Here is a 20,919-nt window from a genome sequence, read left to right as displayed (position 1 = left end):
ATCCTGATTCTTTATGCTATACACCCCTTGAGCCTCCTAATCGTAGAGCTACCCCTTCATGGCAATATATTAGTACCCTATAATTGGTTACATCTAATCTCTTTTCTAATACTCATCTCACCATTGGGAAGATCTTCTGTTTCGTGGATCAAAGAAGGTTCAACAGTTCGAGTTGCACAGGGCATCTTTACTCTATCTTTAATAGGTACTATGGTACAGCACCTCACAGGTAGTATAATCTTTGAAACGGTCTTCGGTCTAATTCTTCAAGTTATAAAGACTGAGACATGGCCAAAGTTATGGACTGCTGTCTTTTACGTGTATCCATTCGAAAGATTTACCATAATTCTACTCACTACAGCATTGGGAACTCCTCTATTGAAGGCTATCAGATCCTTAAAAATTCGTATTAATAGCTCTCTATTAACAGCTTCAGAAAAAGATCGATCCTAGCTATTCGCTTACGATCTCCCTACGACCTTTCTGAACTCCTCATAAGCCCTTTTAACTTCATCGACAGAAGCTTCATCTTCGAGTGTGGTTAAATCTCCTATCTGAGCATCTGAGAGAACTGCTCTTAATACTCTCCTCATAATCTTTCCGCTCCTCGTCTTAGGTAGCTTATTCACGAAGAATATCTCATCGGGCGTTGCCACGGGGCCTATGGTATTTCTCATATGCTCTTTCAACTCCTTCTTTAAACTCTCACTAGGTTCGTAATTCTGTTTCAATATGACGAAGACTATGATACTCTCTCCTTTGATCGGATCAGGTCTCGATACCACGGCCGATTCGGCTACTGCAGGATGAGAGATCATGGCACTCTCCAACTCCATCGTACCGAGTCTATGGCCGGCTACCTTCAAGACTTCATCAGCCCTACCGAGTAACCAGAAGTATCCTTCAGCATCTCTTATTGCATAATCTCCTGTGAAGTATACGCCCGGGATCTTTGACCAGTAAATCTCTTTATAACGTTCGGGATCGTTGTACAGAGTCATGAGCATACCTGGCCAAGGTCTTTTGATTACCAGATATCCTCTTACACCAGGGGGTAAAGATTCGCCCTTTTCATTGACGACATCCGCATCCACACCGGGCAATGGGAATGTTGCCGATCCGGGTTTGAGGGGTACCATATATTCAAGCCCCGGTGTTGGTGATATCATGACCCCTCCCGTCTCTGTCTGCCACCATGTATCGACGATTGGGCAGCGTTCTCCTCCCACATACTTATAGTACCATAACCAGGCTTCTGGATTGATAGGTTCGCCAACACTACCCAAAACCTTTAGAGTGCTAAGATCGTGCTTCTTTATCCATTCCTCACCGTACCTCATATGCATCCTGATAGCTGTTGGTGCCGTGTAAAAGATTGTAACGCCGTACTTTTCGATGATCTCCCACCAGCGATCTGGGGCGGGATAGTCTGGCGCGCCCTCATAGACGACTATCGTAGCCCCATGGCTCAATGGCCCATAAACTATGGAGCTGTGTCCCGTTACCCATCCCGCATCGGCTGTGCACCAATATACAGATTCATCTGTGATATTGAAGACCCACTTGTAAGTGGAATGGTTATAAACTAGGTAACCTCCACTACTGTGCACAACACCTTTGGGCTTACCGGTGGTGCCAGAAGTATAGAGGACGTAGAGCGGATGTGTAGATTCGACGGGTACAGGCTCCACGTAGGGCTCTGCCTCTTTCATCAATTCATGGTACCAATATTCTTTACCCTCTTTCATCTCCACATCGATGTTAGCCCTCTTCACCACGATTACTTTCTCTATAGATGGTGCCAACTCTAATACTTCATCTGCAATCTTCTTCAGAGGTATCACCTTACCTCTCCTGAAGCCTCCATCGGCCGTTATGAGGACTTTCGCCTGCACATCGTTGACCCTATCTGCCACACCTTTGGCCCCAAAGCCTGAGAAGATGACTGTATGAATCGCGCCCAGCCTTGCCGTAGCGAGCATCGCTATGGGTAGTTCGGGTATCATGGGCAAGTATATTGCTACACGGTCACCTTTCTTCACTCCAAGGTTTTTAAGGACCGATGCAAAGCGGTTCACTTCTCTATAAAGTTGAGCGTAACTCAAAACTCTCTCCTCATAATTTTCACCCTCCCAATATAGGGCTATCTTATTCTTACGCCACGTCTGATAATGCCTATCTACACAATTGTAAGATACATTAAGAAGACCGCCAACGAACCATCTAGCGAATGGTGGGTCCCATTCAAGGACTTTATCCCACGTTTTGAACCAATCGATCTTCCTCGCCTCCTCTGCCCAAAATTCGGGATTCTCGAGTGACTTCTTATAGAACTCCAAGTACTTCTTAGTCGGCCAATACTTAGACCCAAAAGGTAAAGTCTCCATTGAAATAAAGACCACCTAAGAATTTATGTGTTTAACGCCTATTAAAATTATTTTCGCGACCGAATCGATGTCAGAATATCAAGATAAGCCGGTCCAATCTTAAGTCCTAAAGTCCTAGGCCCGATAAAACATCTGGGCGCTTATGCTCGGATGCTAAAAAGGCTGTTATAGAAATTACTTCTCTTTATCCTTAAGAAACCAACGTATCATTTCTCTTTCCTCTCGTTACTTTAATCTGATTCATTAAACTAAGGCTAAAATAGATGGAATCTCTCCATTTTAGCAAGATCGAAATTTATATTCTTAGGACATCTGTAATGTAGCTGATTTTAACCCCTACTCCATATCGCTTTTCATTCCTCTTCATATGTAAAAATACCCTAAGTATTGGAAGGAGCTTTAGATTTAAAGAGAATCTTCGTTCGAGCTTCGATTTAATTAGTGAATAAACTATATTGAAGATTTTGAACTTCCTTAACACCTCCTTTCGATACTTCGATAGATCGTGAAGATTATCTATAAGAAGATCGGCACACTGTAAACTCGGTATGATACCTTCTCCAAGCATAGGGTAAACGGTACCGATTGCTTCGCCCACACCCACAACATTCCCCTGATAGAAAGGCTCGCAGAACGATGGTGGTGTCACCCTTATAGGTCTACCAACCTTCTTTAAAACCTCTCCAGGATGGCGATTAAGAAAAGCCTTAAGCTCAACCTCATGCCTCTTGTAATAGTCACCGGCACCTAAATGGACGTAACCATTCCCCAATGGAAAGTACCAAAGGTACCCGCTCGCACCCGTGAAAGGCTTTACGTAAAAATCGTCGTAAGGCGGATCCTTAAACTTCACTTTATACTGTACACAGGGTATGAGCAGATCATCCTTTATCTTCGGGAGTAATGAGCGTATAACACCCGTAGCATCGATTATAAGCTCATACATCTCGTTCAACGAATCTCTCGTGACATACTTACCAAAGTTCACATCTATATTCTCCCTCATATCTTTGATGAAGGATAATTTATCAAAGATGCAGAGGCCCTTTAACTTCATTTCAAATTTTATCCTCCCTAAATCGAGGAGCATCGTATCACCTTCATGTAGAATATAATCATCGAAGTTTAGTCCGCATTTCTTCGCAATTTCGTGCATGGCATACTTCGATGTAGCCCAACCGCAGATCGAATCGAATTTATCTTCTTCAAATTTTTCATAACCGACGATCTTATGCTCATTACTCAACCTTGAAGCAAGGTATGATCCTGCAACACCCATTCCTACGATACCGATCTTCAACTCTAATGATAATCTTCTTTGAACACCTCTTATATTAATTATCTATTTTTGATGGTTATAAATTCAACCAATTGTATCAGATCATTTTTAGATTGAGTTTCTCTAAGAGTTTTAAGTTCATCCTTCGCCTTTTTTACATGATGCTCTACCATAGCCTTTAGATGTGGGATGGGATCTTTTAAATTACGCATCAAAACCTTTGTAATCTTACTCTGATCGCTCCAATCATTAATATCATCATGGATCTGATAAGCGATACCCAGTTGAAGACCATAATTCGATAAAGCATTTATCTCCTCTTCATGGCCTCCTCCGATGATCCCGCCTATACATGCTGCAGTTTGAAATAGTGAAGCGGTCTTTTGCGAAATTATGTTAATGTAATCATCTAAATTTAATCGTGACTCTAAATTGATCTTTAATTCGTTAAATTCTCCTTCACACATGCGCAACACCGCTAGAGATAGTTCCTTCGCAATTCTGTAATCGTTATACCTTGATGCTATATCCAATATTATCGCTAAGATGAAATCGGCCGTCAATATTGAAGCTTCGTAGCCATACTTCACATGAAAGGCAACCTTTCCGCGCCGAAACTCTTCGCGATCGATGATATCATCATGTATGAGGGACTCGGTATGTAGCAACTCTATCGCTACAGCTGCTGGTAAAGGATCGATCTTACTATCCCCTTTATCTACACATTCTGCCGAGATCAATAGTATGAGTGGTCTGAGCCGTTTTCCATTCGAAATCGCGTATAAGAGCGGTTCATAAAAGTGTGTATTCGAATACTTTATCAGCTCTTTCTTTAAAGCCTCCTCTATCTTTACTAAAGAATCTTTCCTCCTCTCCCATAATATGTTGATCAAATCCGTCTTTTCAACCTTTGTCATACATTTATAGCTCCATTATCAAGTGAGTAAACAGACACATTATTAATATTTTTCAAATCTTTTTTATTTCAATAAGATGTTATGACTTTAAGACCAAGCAAATATAACTATGCCCCATCCGAATCCTTTAACTACATACTTCGTATCGATTTTACTAAAATCCTGCGACTTTAAAGCCTCTAACAAAACAAATCGATACTTTAAGAGTGGCGCCGGGGGTGGGATTTGAACCCACGAGACTCTTGCGAGTCACAGGCTATCGAGCTCAACTCCAGGCGTGGGCTCTGATGACTGCCCCCTACCAGGCTAGGGAACCTTTGCCAAGGCTTTTTCCCTTTCCGGCAGTACCCTAGCCTGTCAATCAATCATTTATAAAATCGATCTTAAATCTCTTCCTTTTAAATCGATCTTAAATAACAATGATGAAGAAAAGAACCTATGTGATGATTAATCATTCAAGATCTTTTCAGCCCAAAGAGGTTTCTTTCGCCAGATTACATATAAAGTTATAATCCTCCTCACTCAACCTCTTAATGCTACCCTGAAGATAAACGTACGGCTTACTCTTATCTTTTATAAATGATAACTTTTCGTAGACACGTTTGAATTCTACGGGGACGGGCCAGACTTCAATATTCTTTAAGTCGACTATATAATCGAAATTCTTCGATGGTAGACCTAGAGCGAGTTTGTATTCAATATTTGAGATAGGGTAAGGATCTGATGCCAAGGCTCCCTTGCCTACTATAAGTCCACCCTTCTCCGCCACATAGAAGAGTACTAAATCATCACATTTTAACTTCTTTAAATTCCCTGCCCTTTTATTGAAACTCCAAAATCTGTATTGAACTCTATTTTCAAAGACCTCTCTAGCTTTAATCAATCTGCCTTCTTGATCTCTATGATCTTTAACCAATAGTAGATAATGCGCCATGCCCTTCATCCCCTTTTAATAAAATCGATCCAAATTAACGTATGATACCTTCGCTTTGGCATCGATGATAGTTGTTAATGAAATGATTCCATGACTGTAAGAATACTTAGAAGTTGAACCTTTATAGAATCGAGAATCCTTAAATAATCCTGTGAAAAAAAGGGTGGTGGCGAGGTGAAGGGTTTTTGCGGACGTGGCTACACGTGGGTTTATCTTCATACCCTTCACCTCGCTCTCCTTAACGACCATCGTCTACATCACCCTAGGAACATTACAGGCTCCAGGGCTGGAGGTAATCTCCTTATCAATGTGAGTACTGCACCCTTCGGAGGTTTCAATTCGATCTTAAATTCATCATTCGCACCTAAATTATCGCCGATGGCAGTCACATTAATAAATACTTTATACTTGTCACCATACTTAAGATACATGTCTTTATCTTCATCGAATAATGCAGTTATAGTTGCACGTCTCTCATCATAGACGTTTTCTACATGCCTATTCTTACTCGTCCAGCTGATGACCATTTTACCTTTCGTCAAGTCTACTGGTGTTTTACCAGCTGAGAGTTTGATGACGAATGTGATATTGTGCAGTTTTGTACCATCACTCATGGCGACAGCGGCACCATCTATCTCCATCACCGATGATGCTTCTTCGGTACCCGCTTCTATCACTTGTTGGCCCTTCTGTATAGTTTGAAAACCTACGTTCAATACCGTAAATGCGAAGGCGGAAGCGACAATAACGAATGCTATAAGAATTATGGCCGTCTCCAGCCCGGTAAGCCCTCTTAACCCCCGCTCCTTCCCTCTCCATGACGTCTTCTTCATATACATCATCAATAGTATATGAAGAATACCTAAATAAATTTTTTGGTTATTTAAAACTTATATAGATGTTATTGCTAAGGTATATATGTGGTATATTTATGTTGTACGGATTTGATAAATCTTCAACTAATAAGAAGTTTGATGAAGAGAATAAGTTGAATGATCTTTTCCCTCAAGATCTCTGTATCTTACCTATCGTTATAGAGGTTCTAACTAACATATTCGGTCCTAATGGTGCAGCATTCATAACTTATCAGATTGGTAAAAAACTTGCCGAAGTAGTTATCGAACATTCTATGAAGTTAGAGATTGAACTCCCCTTATACATCAATGAATATTTTCAAAGATCTGGCGTAGGGGTCGTTAAGATAAATAGTATGAAGTGTATAGCTGTAATCAAAGATACCAACCCCTCGGTGGATGGGGGTGGATGTGTAAGTTGCTATCTTATTCGTGGCTTTTTTCAACGATACTTACAGATCGTATTTGGTGAAGATGTGGAAGTTGAAGAAAGACGTTGTCGCTCTCATGGCGATAAATTTTGTGAATTTTATGTAAAAATAAAGGAGGATAAGGAGTAGAGATGCGAATCTTACAAATGGCTGAAGGTTTTTATGAAGTCTCGTCATTTATAAAACTGAAGATCGAAGCTCTCTTAAACGCCCTTTATGATGGCATATACCTTCCTATTACAGGCAGATATCCTAGCGGTAACCTTTTGTCAAGAACGATGTTTTCAATTATTTCTATAGACTCCGAGTTGAGAAAAATTAGACTCGGTAACATGAGATTCTTCATTATGGTCTTTAGATTCGAATTGACTTTTAATTTCGAATCTTTACATTTCAAATTCCTCCAAATTATGCCCTTAAAGATCGTTTGCTTTAGTTTAGTGTTGTTGATAACAGATGATCTTCAACCTGAATCGATAGTATTAGTTACAGAGTGGGTCGAGCGGGTTGAGCTGGAGGTGATGTAATGTGAGTTCAGGGATCGATCTCGAAAGTAGGGTGAAGACCTTAGAAAAGGAAGTTCAGGATATTAAAGAACCTCTCACAAATACGTTGATGGACCTTAGGAAGACGATTTCAGAACTTGAAAATCCTTTCAATTATGTAACGAAGATTCTGGAGGGAGGTTTAAGGATCGGAGATAAGGAAGACGGATCTAAAATCGAACGTAATGAACGTAACGATAGAGTTGCTAAAAATGATGAGCAGCTGATAAAGAGATTTCCAAATAATTCCTCAACAATTTCTGAAAACAACTTGGGCCCCTGGCAATTCCAATTGAATGTTCTGGTAATTTCGGATATGCTTCTCAAAATCTTTGGGAAGGAGGAGTTGAAAAAAGTGATGGGTGAATATGTGAAGGATGGGTGGATCGATAGAGAAACGGCCAAGGCTGTGGAGGATGCAATAAATAAGATCGGTGATGATTCTTCAAATTCGCTCAAAATATTCTTAGAAGATCATCTTCTCGCTCTCTATTTGCTCTACAGACTTTCAAGTTATCCGACAGATCCCATGCTACCAATCCTTGTAATCCTTCTCAATAGGGCGAAAGGAGGCTCAAAAAACTCATCCTCTACAGAGGGGCGTGGGTGACGATAACCTTGGCATCGAGCACTATCATTTCAGAAGCTTATCTTACAATCGCTGTAGTGATAGCTGCCTCGATCTTATCTGCATCGTTCTACAGTAGCCTTCAAAGGATGGTTGATGTTGAAAGGGAGAGGACTTTAGAGTTTAAAAGGGAGGTGGAGACTAGAGTCAAGATTCTCTTTGCGGCACCTTACAATGGAACTGCTGTAAAGGTATGGATAAAGAATATTGGCCTCAGCACTATTAACTCACAGCTTATAGGAGAAAGGGCCGATCTCTTCTTCGGTCCGAAAGGAAGGTTTAAATATATACCCTATTCACAACCTAATCCTCCGACTTGGAGGTACTCCATCAAGAATGATATAAATGGTGATGGTAACTGGGATCCTAGAGAGACCATAGAGATTATAATTAATGAAGGATCAGCCTTAAACTCTGGCGATTATTACGTCAAATATTGTGCATATACGGGAGCGAGTAGTGAATATACTTTTACAGTAAGGTGAGAGGATGGGAGGCTTTGCTGGCTTAACCTCCCTCACCTTCTTTATCTCTCTCTTCTTAACGAGCATGATGGCATTTTATCAGATAAATTATTATTCAGCATCACAAAGTTATGGATTAATAAGAGATCTTTTCGAACTCGATTTAAGGATCAAAGATGAGGCTGTGAGAATAGATTCGTTAATAAAAGATTCAAGTAGAGTTTATTTAAATATCACCAATATCGGTTCTAGCTCTATAGCTGTAGAGGATTTCAAAAGATGTGATCTTTTTATAGAATACTATAGACTCTCTGATGGTAATAGAACGGCTGTATGGCTTCCCTATTCAAATACGCCATCAAGGGGCTCTTGGTATATAATAGCGGTTTATAATGAAGGTGTAAAGGGTGAAGGTATAAACCCTATAAACACTACATCATCTCAGGGCCATTGGGATCCCAACGAAACTCTCTTTATAGTTGGAGAGATTCCAGAAAGCTTGATCGATAGATCGAAAAGTGTGAATGTGGTATTTTCAACACCGTTGGCTTCACTCGCGAAGAAGGTGAGGTGAGTTAGTAAAGTTGGTTAGAGTTATCTTCTACACAATTACTTCAAATCCCTTCATCCGATCGATGATGGTAAAACCTTTTGAAACTTTTAAAGTGGTCGAAATAAGACTTAACTCTTCTCTTGATCAACTTAAAGGTTTAAAAGGTTTACAATTCATAAATCCATCACAATATCCATATTCATATTCGCCGATTATTTTCCAATCCATATTTACATCTTCTTCGACCCTCTTTCAGCCCAATTCATATTCGATCGGTTTCGAGAGGTGTTTGCATGAGTGGGTCGAGCGATCTTGGTAAAATTATACCATGGGAGAATCCAGAACTTCAGCGAAGGATAGGCGCAATACCGTTTCCATCGTTGGTAATTGTGGAGGGTGCCAACGATACAGGCAAGAGTGTACTGGTTCAACAGGCGACCTATGGTGCTTTGAAGGCGAATTTTAAAGTAAGGTATATAACAACAGAGAGTACGATCATAAGCTTCCTTAATCAGATGCAGAGCCTCTCCCTTAATATCACTCAGGAGTTTCTTGTAGGAAAGCTTAAAATTACGCCTTTACACACCGATAATTTTCAATGGAGTCCAAAGACCTCTAAATTCCTCCTCAAAATTCTATCAAACCATATAGAGCTCAATAAAGAAAGTGACGTCTTCGTTGTAGATTCACTTACCCATCTGATCGCTTACGCTGAAGAAAAGGATATTCTATCCTTCTTCTCATTTATAAGGAACTTTGTGGATAAATCGAAAAAGACCGTAATCTTTACGATCCACCCTTACGCTCTAAATCAAGACCTCATAACACGTGTAAGATCTATATGTGATGGCCATCTGATCTTAGAGATTAAGAATTTTGGCGAGAGGATCGTAAGAACCGTTACAGCCTCAAAGCTGAAGGGTGGAGAAGGTGGGACCCCAAACTTTGCGACTTTTGAGGTTGAACCTGCAATCGGTATTAAGGTAATTCCATTCGCCCAAATAAAGGTGTAGCTTCATGAGCCAAGTTAAGTGTGAATTCATCGACACATTACCCAAAGAATTTCAAGAAGTAGTAATTCAAAAACCTCATCTACATAGATACCTTCACAACCTCAAAGCGAACTCTATACCTATTCCTTCATGGGTAACGAAGCTCAAGAAAGGCATTGCAAATGAAATATCGAATCTAATATATCCAGTTTCTGACGATGTCTTCATCCACATTCTAAAAAGAGTGGGAGGTAGATCAGAGTACAATATTATAGAGCCGATTTCAAATTTCGAATACTTACCTCTACTCAATCTGATAGAAGAGTTGATGGCCTATAAGATAGGGGTACAACATGAATATACCGACTTAACTCAGAAGAAGAATGTACTCATCCAATTGCTTGATGAGATAATACTTGTTGATCCCACGATTAAAGATCTACATAAGTATAGAGTGGTGGGAAAGGATACCCGAAGGCGCCTCTACGTAAGTGAGGATACAAAAGCATCCCTCCTTTACGTTATAATTCGAGATAAGATCGGCATCGGCCCTCTAGAACCTATGATCTTAGATCCATACATCGAGGATATATCTTGTGATGGTTTAGGCCCAGTCTTCGTAGAGCATAAAATATTCGGAAGTTGTGTAAGTAATCTGATCTTCGATAATAAAGAGGAACTCGAAGATTATGTGAAGAGACTCTCAGAGAGAATAGGTAGGCCGGTAAGTTTGAGAAGACCGATCATCGACGGAACCCTGCCCGACGGTTCACGTTTAAATGTCGTGTTTGGTAGTGATATAAGTCAAAGGGGTACGAACTTTACCATCAGAAAATTCTCAAAGGTACCCATCAGCATAACACAATTATGCCTTTGGAATACTCTCGATTATCTCTCTGCAGCCTATCTTTGGATGTTAGTTGAAAATGGCATGAGTGTATGGGTAGCCGGCGAGACCGCATCGGGCAAAACGACCACTCTGAACGCTCTATGTACATTCATCAAACCTGAGGCAAAGATCGTGACCATAGAGGATACACCAGAGGTTATAGTACCACATGAAAATTGGGTTAGAGAAGTGACAAAAGAGGGAGAGAGTGATGAGTTTAAGATAGATCTCTTCGACCTTCTTAAAGCTGCACTTAGACAGAGGCCCAACTATATCATAGTGGGTGAGATAAGAGGTAGGGAAGGATATGTAGCTTTTCAGGCTATGCAGACTGGCCACCCCGTTATGTCGACTTTTCATGCATCGAGTGTACAGAAATTGATTCAAAGGATAACAGGCGCACCGATCGAAGTTCCGAAGCCTTACGTGGATAATATCAATGCCGTTGTGATTCAAAGTGCTGTGAGGGTTCCGAAGCTGGAAAAGGTGGAGCGAAGAGTGATCAGCATAAATGAGATTGTAGGTTATGACTCTATAGAGGATAATTTCAATTATACCGAGTTGATATCCTGGGATCCAGCTACAGATACCTTTAACTTCAAAGGTGCGGATTCGAGCTATCTTTTAGAGAAGATCGCATTACTACACGGTTACAGGAGAAGGGATGTAAGGAAGGTATATGGAGAGTTGATGAAGAGGGCAGACCTCCTTAGAATGTTGGCCGAGAGTGGTGTGACAGATTACTTCGATCTATGGAACACGTTAAAGATTGTAAGAGATCTAGGCATAGAGCATTCGTTAGAGCTGATGAGGAAAGGAATGTTATTGGCAAGGGTTAAGGGTTGATAAGGTCAATAAGGTCAGTAAGCTCGATATTAAACCTTAAATACCTTAGATATAAGAGTAACAATAAACATCTGAAAGCTTCTTTTAATTATCTTATGCTCTTCATGTACATCTCTATAACATCACACCAAAATTTATCAACCATAGTGAGGACTTTAGCCCAATGTGGAGGTCCGCTATCTCCCTTCAAAGAAATCTTCTACAAATTACATGCGATGATCAATCGTTGGGAGTATAAGCACCACCAAGCCTGCTCCATAGCAGCCAAAATGGTGAAGGAACCTTGCATTAGAGATTTCTTAAGTAGACTCTCTCAGGCCCTCAGTGTAGGCACAACGATCTCGAACTTCATGAAGGTAGAATACGCCAAATTCACGATCACGAGCCAAAGGGAATTTCAAAGCATGATCGATAGGTTAAGGGTATTGAGTGATGCATATTCTGCGATTATAACGGCTGGTACGGTCGTGTCCATTTCTATGCTGATCACAACCATGTTGATGGGTTCGGGATCCCTTTTAATTCTTCCTCTGATCTTTATAGGCATAGTCACATCAGCATCGTCTTTGAGCTTTCTAATGTATTCTACTGGAGTAAAACAATCGATCATCAACGATCTCCCGAACAGACAAGATTCCTTAAAGATAATTTCGACCTTAGGTAGATTCATCTGTTATTTAACGATACCTTTCGTCCTCACGCTATTTCTTATTCTCAATAAGGATCTTAACACACCTTTTTCACTGATATTTGGACTAAACCTCTCATTTATTATCCCTGGAATCTTAGCATCTTCGATAGGAAGGATAGGGTTAAGAGAGATTAAAAAGATCAAGTCGTTAGAGGAGCAATATACGATCTTCATCAAGGTGTTGGGTGAAGCGAGCGCTATAGCTGGTTCGTTACATGGAGGTCTCTTTATGATCTTACATAACGATTACGGTAGGCTTAATCCTCTCATTAAAAAGCTCGTAGAGAGGATCAAGTTGAGTTTAGAGAAAGAAATTTCTTGGATAGCCTTTGCAGGTGAAACTGGTAGTAGGTTGATCTTCAATCTTACCAGTATCCTATTAAAGGCCATAGAGATAGGTAGTAGCCTACGTGAAACATGCTATTCTTTATTTGAAGCGGCCAACGAAGATCTCGTAAGGAGGGCTAAAAGAGAGCAGGTAGCGAATTACCTTAAGGGACTCATCTATCCGATCCAAGGGACCTTCGTAGCGATACTATCACTCACATGTGCATTGATGGGCATCTTGCAAAGGTTTGCGCAATACTCAACTCACTATGGTAATGTGGTAATAGTACCGAGTATAGATTTAAGCGCTATAGAGTTATTCTCTTTCTTCATCATACTATCTTTAATAGTGATCAATGCCCTCTCTATATACTTCATCGACGGAAGTAACTCATTCACATTCCTCTCAAATCTTGGCTCTCTTTTTATACTCGCTGGTGTAGTAGGGATGCTCGTGAAAATATTCTCCATCAATATCCTTGGCATCTTCACACAATTCGAATCTAGGCTTGAGGGTGCGATGTGATGAAGGATCGCTTAATCCTGATCTGCCTATGGATCGGTATGGTCTCTACATTCGGCACTACCATACTTTTAGCTCTATACTGTGCTAACTTCCTTAAAGAGGGCCTTAATACTCTCATCTTTTACTCATACCTTATAAGCATCATACCTTCTTCATTCCTCTTAAAAAGGTTGATAAAAAGCGAACCGCCAAGGGTCGAAAATATTAAGAATATTGAGAGCATCGGGAATGTCGAGAATGTTAATGGTAAAGATCAAGAGGAGATCAAAACTCCCTTAACTCCCTTTGAAGGAAGTATTAAAGCTAATGGAGAATTGGAGGTGAAAAGAGAACAGGAGCCTCAGGAGGTCAAGGATGTTCAAAAGGTAAGAGAAGAGTCGTTTATACTCAAGCAACTTCAGGATATTTTAATCGAAGTCAATAGGTTAAAGGCCCTTTTAGAAGATTTAGAAAAGATGAAGGTTCAAGAATCTAGAAGATAACTACCAGATTATAAAACCGAGGTGATGAAGGTGATGTTCTCTCAATAGATTAGAATACTGGATAAATGCGCTTTTGCGCTATAATATAATGACCTTCTACTTCCACATACGTGGATATGTTCCAGCCTTCATAATCACCCTCTTTGTTGAGAATGCTATACCCTTATCTGCATTTAAAACTTCAGTTGTAGACATGATCGCTTCACCAAGGGCGACCAACTCTCCCTTCAACGTATATATCGCTACTAAATCACCTTTCGATATATCTTTAGATATCTTTACGATGCCCGGTACAGCGAGTTGGGCACCATGACAGATCGCATCCACGGCCGAATCCCGAATAAATACCTTCTTTAAGTTTAAGACCGCATACTCTACAGGTTTGATCAACCTCCTTAACTTCTCCTCATCACCCTTCTCCCTCCAGATCTGATAGGCATCGAGAAGATCGTGTAATCGGACTAATCCATCTTTTTCATCTATGTGGCTAACTCTAGTACGCCTTAACTCTACCATCGTCGCACCGGGTCCCAAAACCTCTCCTATATCATAAACCAATTTTCTTACATACGTGCCCGCTTGACATACCACCCTCAACAGTAGTAAGCGCCCCATCTGCTCCAATATCTCCAGGTTGTAAATCGTACGTGTTCTAATAGTCCTCTTTACAGAGGATCTCTGTGGAGGTCTCTGATAAATCTCGCCCACGAATTCGGAGAACACTCTGTTGAGCTTCGCCTGATCTACGGGGCTATGTAAACGAGCTACAGCGTAATACTCCTTAGGCCCCATCAAGAGTACTCCTAATACCTTTGTAGCCTCACCTATCCCGATCGGCAATACACCGGTCACTGGTGGATCTAGTGTACCACTATGGCCCGCTTTCTTTACATCCAGAATTCTTCGGACCCACGCTACAACTTCATGGCTCGTGGGCCCGGCTGGTTTATCGAGGGGTATAAATCCATAATTTAAAAGTTGCTCTATAGGCCTATTGTAAGGTTGATAACCATAAGCCTCGTTCGTCACATCCTCATCGATCGTTATTAACCCTTCAGATTCATTGATCATACTTTCCACACAAAGTGTTTAACGATGTTATAGGTTATATCGATGACCTGCTCCTTCGATAGATTATCGGTATTGATGACGAAATCGAAGACCGATAGATCATCGCCGAATCTGATATTGTAGAGTTGATTATACAGACGTTTATTTTCATCATCTCTTATGAGGACGATCCTCCTTGCCTCCTCTATCGTTATATTATCTCTTTGAGCCATCCTCTCTGCCCTCCTTTCTATCGAACCTTTTAGCCATATCTTGATACCTTTATCGGTGAGCCATGGTAGAGGATAGCTAGATATAACTACGCCACCCTTCTGGGCATATTGAATCAACCTTTCATCAACCTTTTTATCAAAACTCGGGTCTTTCTTCCTTTCATTGAGAAATTTCATACCCTCTGGAGTATCCCACCAATCATCACCCGAAGATCGATAACCCATCTCTATTGCGATCTCCTTCAACATATCGCCACCAGAAAGATACCTTAAGTCAAATCTCTTAGCGAGAGCTTTCGCTACCGTAGTCTTACCAACACAGGACATTCCAGATATTATTATCGTAATCATTTATACCCACATTTGTAAATACTTGCTCCAATTTAAGATATACTTGTACCTGTTAATTTGCTTATAGCGGTGCTGAAGGCCATGGATGAAATGAGGTACCACCAAAATAGGTTGAGTGTATAAATCGTTACGTTACCTACAACTACCTTCGCTGTTATGAATGGTATCTCTATTGGTGAAATTGCTACGGGCACATCAAAACCTCCCACGTAATTGATGAGGAGATAATATATAGCGATAAATGGTATCCAAAAGATCAGCATCACCTTCATCCTTCCAAAGGATACTTTTATCTGCAAATCTCTCATTTGCTTCTCCTTCTTCTTCAATTTAGCTAACTTTGATTCATCCCCACTCATAATCGCTTGTTTTAAAGCCTTCTGGTATGCCATGACTTCTCTTCTAACCCTTCTCTCACGCTCAATATCAACAAATAACCTAGTTATGATATTTGAGATTAAAACTAGACCTATCGCCACACCTGTGATGAGTAAAGTATGTGTGATATTGATAAGAGGGGCCATAGATTCATTTCATCCCAAGTAAAGATCCTAATCTCGGCATCATCCTTTCTAGATGCTCCCTCAATAACAATTGATAGTATTGTATAATTATACCGATCATTAGAAGTATCCCTATCCCTGTGCCGAATACGCCCAGTATTTCTGATGTAGCTGCGATCAGACCTATGATGGTGCCTGAGATGATCGTAATAGTGGGTATGTATCGAGAGAGCATCGCCTCTACAGATGCTTCAACTCTTCTAAATCCCGGTACCTGCACCTTTGCATCTACTAGGCTCTTTGCAGCAGCCTTCGGTGATAGACCACTGATATCTACCCAGAGTTTGGCGAATAGTACAGAGAAGAATACGATGAAGAGTGTGTAGGTCAATGCACGTAGAGGCTCCGCCGCCGCTCGATCAAGTCCGTGAACAGGGGTTATGAAGTATACCAAACCACCGATCGGCCCAGCCTCTACATTCGCTCTATCGTACATAACGAGTAGATTGAGAAGGGGATTGCTATTCAATGGATTAAAACGGGCCCAGATCTGCTGTGAGAAGAATATAATATTGGTAAGTAATGCAGATACTAGGATTATAGGAACGTTCGATGTATAGAGAAGCTTGATCGGATAGATGCCAGAGAACCCCCTAAATCTGATAGATGTTATGGGGATTTCGATTCTCATACCTTCTATGTAGATGATGATAAATATGACCAATAGAGTTAAAGCGAATGTAGAGAGGCTGGGTAATTGGCCCGTTCTAAAGATCGTTGTATGTAACTGATTGTGAATCGTGGCATTTATTAAAAATGGGACTAAACCGTACGGTTCACCACCCGCTGGCAATGGGCTAAAGATATCCCACATAATTCTCTGCGTCACACCAGCGAGTATAAATAGGCTTATACCACTACCAATACCCCAACCTTTTTGCACCATTTCATCTAACAACATCACCATGATCGTCCCTGCTATAAGTTGCATCGTTATGATGAACCCAACGGTCGGGCTGATGGCTACGCCGAATAAACCACCTATAATATATGCTGAAGATTCGACCAAAGCTATGATGATCGTAAGGAGTTTTGTGGCTGAGGTGAATAGGGCCCTATCCTCGGGCTTCTTAAAGTCGATTTTTATGATATCGGCACCTTTGAGTAATTGAAGGATCAGACCTGCAGTTACTATGGGCCCTATACCGAGCTCCATCAGAGTACCCTGGGCTGAAGCGAAGATGATGCGCGTATATGCTAATGGATCGGCTCCACCTGTAGGAACTCCATACAAAGGGGTCTGGGCCATGATAAGATAAATAGCAAGGGCGATACCAGTCCAGAATAATTTTTCATTAAAGGAGAGCTTTTTGATAGGTTTGGGTACTTCAGGCAGGATCGTGGCTGCATACTGAACAAAGCTTCTAAAACTCATAATTATTTCACTTGAATGATCTCTCCCCCAGCCGCCTCCACTTTAGCCCTCGCCTCTTCTGTAAATGATCTTACCTTGATTACATACGCCCCTTTCACTTGCCCCCCTCCAAGAAGTTTATCGTAACCGAGTTCTGTAAGGTCTATAATCGGCCTTTCCCCTTCTTTCTTACTTCGTTCACTATAGATAGTTTGGTACAGATGATCTAATTGATTTACATTCAGCCATCTCTTCGGATGTGAATCTTTAGATGGCTTTAAAGAATCTTTACCGAAATGGTCTGGTGCATACTTCACCACCCAACTCCATTTATGTTTATGAAGCCCAGCCTTGCCCGTACCCCCTCTCATGCCCTTTTTCCTATGTTGACCTACCTGTCCCCATCCACAGGTTCTTGAACCTCTAAGTTTACGAATCTTTCTTAAACGGGTTGGCATAATATCTCCCTTATCTCCTACAAATTTAATGCACTTATCCCATCTTTATACGTATGTTAGGGTTTATATAATTATCCCAATAAGTATTCCTCATCAAAGAAAAGATCATCGATATTATGATTCACGATCGATCACATCCACATCACAACATCCTCTCCACCAAATTTGGCAACTCTGGGTTACTTCCTAATACGCCACCCTGTGTATAAGCATATTTGGTTGAACGTTTAAATCCTCCTCTCGGAGGGGCGAGGGAGAAAAAAGGCTTTATACCATCCAACTTATTTAATCTAGCTTTACCTTCTGCTATAGCTTTTGCCAAATCCCCAATACTCTCATAACCTATCTTCTTCACGAATTCATCACTTAAAGGACGGTCTCCTTCAATCTTTCCTCTTTTCATAAGAATCGTCTCGATAAATGAAGGTTCTATAGAACACCAAGCGACATAATCCTTTACTTTCTTTAACATACCCATGTAACTAGGTGTATCTGGTACGATCGTTGCACTGAAGCGCTTACAAAGGTTCAATTCTCTTAGAGTTCGCTCGATAGGATGGGGGATATTTATCGTCCCCTTAATACGTACGACTAAAATAGCTTTGCTCAAAACGATCAACTCGTGGCAAGTGGAAAACGGTACGTCTGTTTTAAAGCTTCATAGACCGCACTGGCGATGGATGATATAGTACTTGTCGATCCATAAGTTCTACTCCAGACATCCTTCACACCGGCCAATTTGAGTAGGTTCTTCACACTCTCTCCAGCGACTAAGCCCAACCCCCTAGGTCCGGGGATCAATACAACCCTCACACTACCACTTTTACCCTCCACTTTATAGGGTATGGAGTGAGGATTGCCACATCTACACTCCCAACTTCCACAACCCAGTCTGACCGGGATGATATTTAATAGAGCTTCATTGGTCGCTTTTTCGATAGCGATACGCATATGTGATGCTTTACCTTTGCCTACGCCTAACCATCCATTCTCATTACCAACCGCTACCACCGCGCTAAATCTGGTAATCTCTCCTGCATCGGTCTGCTTCTGCACGATTCCAACACCCACGACAGATGTCTTTAAGTCTGGAAGGAGGGTTTTAACGATCATGGGCTCTTTGATTCTCCACCCATTTTCAAATATCTGCTCTAATGAAGTGATTTTACCCTCAGCGACCATCATGCCTAACTTTGTCCTTGGAGTCCACACCGGTTGTTCGACTTTAGCACTTTCCATACTTCTTCACCCCATTTTACTAACGATCAAATTCCGGACTTCTTCAAAGTGTTTTGGATAATCTTCTGGTTTAAATCCTTCCGCTAATAATCGTGAGAAGATCGTACGGTAACGGATAGGATCGTTCTCCATCAGATACTTCGCATATTTAGCGATATGTTCACCCTTGATCCTCTCTTTGGAGGGTAAACTTTCTTCATCGGTAGGTATTGAGATACCCGCATCCAATGCCCCTCTAACTGCAGCACCTAATCGAGAACCATGAACATAAGGATGTAAACCAGTGTATAGGATCGCATCCTTCACACCAGCCTTTAATGCTCTATAACTTGCCAACAAACTCGTTAGATACACGGCTGGTGAATTATTCCTCGAACCTTTCCATCCATACTTTAGTAGTTGACGAGAATGCGCAGACGCCAATACCCTATCTCCACCGATACTCGGTAATATATACTGAACGAGTGTATTTTCGTTACTGATCCGAACACAAAGGAGTGGCTTACGGCTCATTACCGCAGCCTTTCTCTTTCTATAATCTGTCTTCCTCCTTAATTTAGGTATATAACGTGGCTTAACCATCACACTTTAACCTCCTTCTTGATGGCTTCTTTTAATTGTCTTAATGTTTTGAATCGACCGCCCTTTATGTGAGCGTAGAGTTTATTGAACGAATCTTTATCGATCTCCCCCCTCTCCTTTGCTAACTTTAAATATCGACGTAACGCTCTTACCCTCTTCACCCAAAGCTCCTTCTTACCTTGTCTAGCACCTGCCGCACCCTTTCTCGATCCCGCATTTTGGCGCCTGCCCGCTCTGGCCCTCACTCGTCCTCGTGAAATACCTTTTACAGGCGCAGCCCAGATCACACCCTCTTTTATTAAATTACGGATACTCTCTCTCGTAATTGAGTCACTGATACGATCCAGACTTTCTGGATCGAACCTTACTCGATTCACGCCCACTTTTAGAACCTCTGCCGCCATTCGCTTTTGAGCCTTTAAATCCACCTTAACCACCTTACTCTACTTTTTCGATATGTGGATTAAAGACTCTAATACCTAACTCTTTCGCCCTCTGAATAATTTGAATCCTCTTCTTTAAACCTACCGAAGATGCGATGCGCGCACCATCGGTTTCGGGGTTAAGGTTCTCCAATTCTTTAGGGTTGTGCACAAGCACGTCTCTTAACCCAGATGGGTGTAATCCACGTGCTTCGACAGGCCCTCTATAACCTATTCGGACGATCTTTGGCCATCCTTTAACTTTCTTCCTCATCTTGTTATCGATACCTTTAGGCCTTCTCCATGACTCTTTAATCCTCTTATACCTCCACGACTCTTGTCTGACGAACTCGGGCTTTTTGCTCTTGATCATTTCCCTTAACTTTAAAGCTTCCTTTATCCGCTCACTCGGTTTTGATCGTTCACTAACTTTTAGAGCCTCCTCTACCTTCTCCGCAACCTTACTAGAAGATCCTCTCTCTACTTTATCTACTTTACCTACTTCATTCTTTTGCGTAGATGTAGATTCCATCCAAAAACACCCTTGGATCCTTTCTCTTAACTCTTGTCGCTAACTCTATATTGGCGGCTGTCTGCCCTACATCTTCTTTAGAAACCCCCCTCACTACTACATCCTCCCCTTCTATAGAGACTTGGCAATCGCCCACGATCTTCGCTACACGAGGGGCCCTCTCTCCATAAAAATTCTCTATGTACACCTCTTTACCTTTGACCTTGACCGATACTGGGAAGTGTGCGTAAACGATCTTCAACCTATAGGTATAGCCCTTTGTCACGCCTCGAATCATATTTTTGATATGAGAATAGGTCGTATTGATTATTGAATAATCTCTTTTCTTGCGTTTGTATGATTGAATTATCAGCTGATTATCTACTTTGGAAATTTTAACGGGGATCTTTG

Annotated in this window: 25 protein-coding genes and 1 tRNA gene; 9 read left to right on the top strand and 17 right to left on the bottom strand. The window is 41.2% G+C overall.

Annotation, left to right across the window (positions count from 1 at the left end):
- Positions 1-453 (top strand): hypothetical protein (locus tag NZ896_03365; GenBank protein ID MCS7116490.1); only part of this gene is annotated, 453 nt, incomplete at its 5' end.
- Between the two features lie 8 nt (positions 454-461).
- On the opposite strand, the gene acs is transcribed toward NZ896_03365, so the two are convergent.
- The 6 genes from acs to NZ896_03335 all read right to left on the bottom strand — a co-directional run bounded on the left by acs (position 462) and on the right by NZ896_03335 (position 6,350).
- Complete coding sequence (gene acs, locus NZ896_03360) at positions 462-2,387, bottom strand: acetate--CoA ligase (protein MCS7116489.1); 1,926 nt, start codon at positions 2,385-2,387, stop codon at positions 462-464.
- A gap of 295 nt (positions 2,388-2,682) precedes the next feature.
- Positions 2,683-3,687: an NAD(P)/FAD-dependent oxidoreductase gene (locus NZ896_03355; GenBank protein ID MCS7116488.1), complete on the bottom strand. Its 1,005-nt coding sequence runs from the start codon at positions 3,685-3,687 to the stop codon at positions 2,683-2,685.
- A 38-nt stretch (positions 3,688-3,725) separates the two neighbouring features.
- The gene (locus NZ896_03350; protein MCS7116487.1) at positions 3,726-4,583 is read right to left on the bottom strand and encodes a polyprenyl synthetase family protein; all 858 of its coding nucleotides are present in this window, start codon (positions 4,581-4,583) and stop codon (positions 3,726-3,728) included.
- Positions 4,584-4,790: 207 nt separating this feature from the next.
- Positions 4,791-4,926: transfer RNA gene (locus tag NZ896_03345), tRNA-Ser, on the bottom strand.
- A 123-nt stretch (positions 4,927-5,049) separates the two neighbouring features.
- Positions 5,050-5,526 (bottom strand): EVE domain-containing protein, encoded by a 477-nt coding sequence (locus NZ896_03340; protein MCS7116486.1) that lies wholly within the window; start codon positions 5,524-5,526, stop codon positions 5,050-5,052.
- A gap of 248 nt (positions 5,527-5,774) precedes the next feature.
- Positions 5,775-6,350, bottom strand: a complete 576-nt coding sequence (locus tag NZ896_03335; protein ID MCS7116485.1) for a hypothetical protein — start codon at positions 6,348-6,350, stop codon at positions 5,775-5,777.
- A 98-nt stretch (positions 6,351-6,448) separates the two neighbouring features.
- Between NZ896_03335 and NZ896_03330 the strand changes: the two genes are divergently transcribed.
- The 8 genes from NZ896_03330 to NZ896_03295 all read left to right on the top strand — a co-directional run bounded on the left by NZ896_03330 (position 6,449) and on the right by NZ896_03295 (position 13,745).
- Positions 6,449-6,931, top strand: coding sequence for a hypothetical protein (locus NZ896_03330; protein MCS7116484.1), 483 nt, complete (start codon positions 6,449-6,451; stop codon positions 6,929-6,931).
- A 399-nt stretch (positions 6,932-7,330) separates the two neighbouring features.
- Positions 7,331-7,957 carry a hypothetical protein gene (locus tag NZ896_03325; GenBank protein ID MCS7116483.1) on the top strand — a complete coding sequence of 209 codons (627 nt, stop codon included), beginning with the start codon at positions 7,331-7,333 and terminating at the stop codon, positions 7,955-7,957.
- Positions 7,954-8,460, top strand: a complete 507-nt coding sequence (locus tag NZ896_03320; GenBank protein MCS7116482.1) for a flagellin — start codon at positions 7,954-7,956, stop codon at positions 8,458-8,460. Before NZ896_03325 ends, NZ896_03320 begins: the two co-directional genes overlap by 4 nt.
- Positions 8,461-8,464: 4 nt before the next feature.
- A complete protein-coding gene (locus tag NZ896_03315; protein MCS7116481.1) occupies positions 8,465-9,013 on the top strand; it encodes a hypothetical protein in 549 nt (182 codons plus the stop codon).
- Between the two features lie 272 nt (positions 9,014-9,285).
- Entirely contained in the window at positions 9,286-10,005 is a 720-nt protein-coding gene (locus NZ896_03310) for a hypothetical protein (GenBank protein MCS7116480.1), read from the top strand.
- A gap of 4 nt (positions 10,006-10,009) precedes the next feature.
- Positions 10,010-11,719, top strand: coding sequence for a type II/IV secretion system ATPase subunit (locus NZ896_03305; GenBank protein MCS7116479.1), 1,710 nt, complete (start codon positions 10,010-10,012; stop codon positions 11,717-11,719).
- Positions 11,720-11,814: 95 nt separating this feature from the next.
- On the top strand, positions 11,815-13,263 hold the full coding sequence (locus tag NZ896_03300) for a hypothetical protein (protein MCS7116478.1): 1,449 nt from the start codon (positions 11,815-11,817) through the stop codon (positions 13,261-13,263).
- Positions 13,263-13,745 (top strand): hypothetical protein, encoded by a 483-nt coding sequence (locus NZ896_03295; protein ID MCS7116477.1) that lies wholly within the window; start codon positions 13,263-13,265, stop codon positions 13,743-13,745. The genes NZ896_03300 and NZ896_03295 overlap by 1 nt, the downstream gene beginning before the upstream one ends.
- A 96-nt stretch (positions 13,746-13,841) precedes the next feature.
- Here the strand turns inward: NZ896_03295 and NZ896_03290 are convergent, their stop codons facing one another.
- The 11 genes from NZ896_03290 to NZ896_03240 form a co-directional block, all read right to left on the bottom strand.
- Positions 13,842-14,816 carry an RNA-guided pseudouridylation complex pseudouridine synthase subunit Cbf5 gene (locus NZ896_03290; GenBank protein ID MCS7116476.1) on the bottom strand — a complete coding sequence of 325 codons (975 nt, stop codon included), beginning with the start codon at positions 14,814-14,816 and terminating at the stop codon, positions 13,842-13,844.
- Complete coding sequence (locus NZ896_03285; GenBank protein ID MCS7116475.1) at positions 14,813-15,379, bottom strand: cytidylate kinase family protein; 567 nt, start codon at positions 15,377-15,379, stop codon at positions 14,813-14,815. The genes NZ896_03290 and NZ896_03285 overlap by 4 nt, the downstream gene beginning before the upstream one ends.
- A gap of 32 nt (positions 15,380-15,411) precedes the next feature.
- Positions 15,412-15,903: an EMC3/TMCO1 family protein gene (locus NZ896_03280; GenBank protein MCS7116474.1), complete on the bottom strand. Its 492-nt coding sequence runs from the start codon at positions 15,901-15,903 to the stop codon at positions 15,412-15,414.
- A gap of 4 nt (positions 15,904-15,907) precedes the next feature.
- Positions 15,908-17,317, bottom strand: a complete 1,410-nt coding sequence (gene secY / locus NZ896_03275) for a preprotein translocase subunit SecY (protein ID MCS7116473.1) — start codon at positions 17,315-17,317, stop codon at positions 15,908-15,910.
- Positions 17,318-17,319: 2 nt separating this feature from the next.
- The gene (locus tag NZ896_03270; protein MCS7116472.1) at positions 17,320-17,754 is read right to left on the bottom strand and encodes a 50S ribosomal protein L15; all 435 of its coding nucleotides are present in this window, start codon (positions 17,752-17,754) and stop codon (positions 17,320-17,322) included.
- A gap of 142 nt (positions 17,755-17,896) precedes the next feature.
- Positions 17,897-18,364, bottom strand: coding sequence for a 50S ribosomal protein L30 (locus tag NZ896_03265; GenBank protein ID MCS7116471.1), 468 nt, complete (start codon positions 18,362-18,364; stop codon positions 17,897-17,899).
- Positions 18,365-18,369: 5 nt separating this feature from the next.
- A complete protein-coding gene (locus NZ896_03260; GenBank protein ID MCS7116470.1) occupies positions 18,370-18,993 on the bottom strand; it encodes a 30S ribosomal protein S5 in 624 nt (207 codons plus the stop codon).
- 6 nt (positions 18,994-18,999) lie between these two features.
- Positions 19,000-19,575, bottom strand: a complete 576-nt coding sequence (locus NZ896_03255) for a 50S ribosomal protein L18 (protein MCS7116469.1) — start codon at positions 19,573-19,575, stop codon at positions 19,000-19,002.
- On the bottom strand, positions 19,575-20,003 hold the full coding sequence (locus tag NZ896_03250) for a 50S ribosomal protein L19e (protein MCS7116468.1): 429 nt from the start codon (positions 20,001-20,003) through the stop codon (positions 19,575-19,577). The genes NZ896_03255 and NZ896_03250 overlap by 1 nt, the downstream gene beginning before the upstream one ends.
- Positions 20,004-20,013: 10 nt before the next feature.
- Complete coding sequence (locus NZ896_03245) at positions 20,014-20,529, bottom strand: 50S ribosomal protein L32e (GenBank protein MCS7116467.1); 516 nt, start codon at positions 20,527-20,529, stop codon at positions 20,014-20,016.
- Positions 20,501-20,919: 50S ribosomal protein L6 (locus tag NZ896_03240; protein MCS7116466.1), on the bottom strand; the 419-nt coding region annotated here is incomplete at its 5' end. The genes NZ896_03245 and NZ896_03240, both read right to left, overlap by 29 nt.

This window comes from Nitrososphaerales archaeon, from assembly GCA_025058425.1.
Taxonomy (GTDB): Archaea; Thermoproteota; Nitrososphaeria; order Nitrososphaerales; family JANXEG01; genus JANXEG01.
This window is presented reverse-complemented; position numbering and strand designations above follow the sequence as displayed.

Coding starts and splice junctions, on each gene's coding strand:
- NZ896_03340 (MCS7116486.1), bottom strand. CDS start 5,526: ATGAAGGGCATGGCGCATTATCTACTATTGGTTAAAGATCATAGAGAT.
- NZ896_03300 (MCS7116478.1), top strand. CDS start 11,815: ATGCTCTTCATGTACATCTCTATAACATCACACCAAAATTTATCAACC.
- NZ896_03285 (MCS7116475.1), bottom strand. CDS start 15,379: ATGATTACGATAATAATATCTGGAATGTCCTGTGTTGGTAAGACTACG.
- NZ896_03350 (MCS7116487.1), bottom strand. CDS start 4,583: ATGACAAAGGTTGAAAAGACGGATTTGATCAACATATTATGGGAGAGG.
- NZ896_03335 (MCS7116485.1), bottom strand. CDS start 6,350: ATGAAGAAGACGTCATGGAGAGGGAAGGAGCGGGGGTTAAGAGGGCTT.
- NZ896_03295 (MCS7116477.1), top strand. CDS start 13,263: ATGAAGGATCGCTTAATCCTGATCTGCCTATGGATCGGTATGGTCTCT.
- NZ896_03290 (MCS7116476.1), bottom strand. CDS start 14,816: ATGATCAATGAATCTGAAGGGTTAATAACGATCGATGAGGATGTGACG.
- NZ896_03315 (MCS7116481.1), top strand. CDS start 8,465: ATGGGAGGCTTTGCTGGCTTAACCTCCCTCACCTTCTTTATCTCTCTC.
- NZ896_03255 (MCS7116469.1), bottom strand. CDS start 19,575: ATGGTTAAGCCACGTTATATACCTAAATTAAGGAGGAAGACAGATTAT.
- secY (MCS7116473.1), bottom strand. CDS start 17,317: ATGAGTTTTAGAAGCTTTGTTCAGTATGCAGCCACGATCCTGCCTGAA.
- NZ896_03310 (MCS7116480.1), top strand. CDS start 9,286: ATGAGTGGGTCGAGCGATCTTGGTAAAATTATACCATGGGAGAATCCA.
- NZ896_03280 (MCS7116474.1), bottom strand. CDS start 15,903: ATGGCCCCTCTTATCAATATCACACATACTTTACTCATCACAGGTGTG.
- NZ896_03305 (MCS7116479.1), top strand. CDS start 10,010: ATGAGCCAAGTTAAGTGTGAATTCATCGACACATTACCCAAAGAATTT.
- NZ896_03245 (MCS7116467.1), bottom strand. CDS start 20,529: ATGGAATCTACATCTACGCAAAAGAATGAAGTAGGTAAAGTAGATAAA.
- NZ896_03260 (MCS7116470.1), bottom strand. CDS start 18,993: ATGGAAAGTGCTAAAGTCGAACAACCGGTGTGGACTCCAAGGACAAAG.
- NZ896_03330 (MCS7116484.1), top strand. CDS start 6,449: ATGTTGTACGGATTTGATAAATCTTCAACTAATAAGAAGTTTGATGAA.
- acs (MCS7116489.1), bottom strand. CDS start 2,387: ATGGAGACTTTACCTTTTGGGTCTAAGTATTGGCCGACTAAGAAGTAC.
- NZ896_03270 (MCS7116472.1), bottom strand. CDS start 17,754: ATGCCAACCCGTTTAAGAAAGATTCGTAAACTTAGAGGTTCAAGAACC.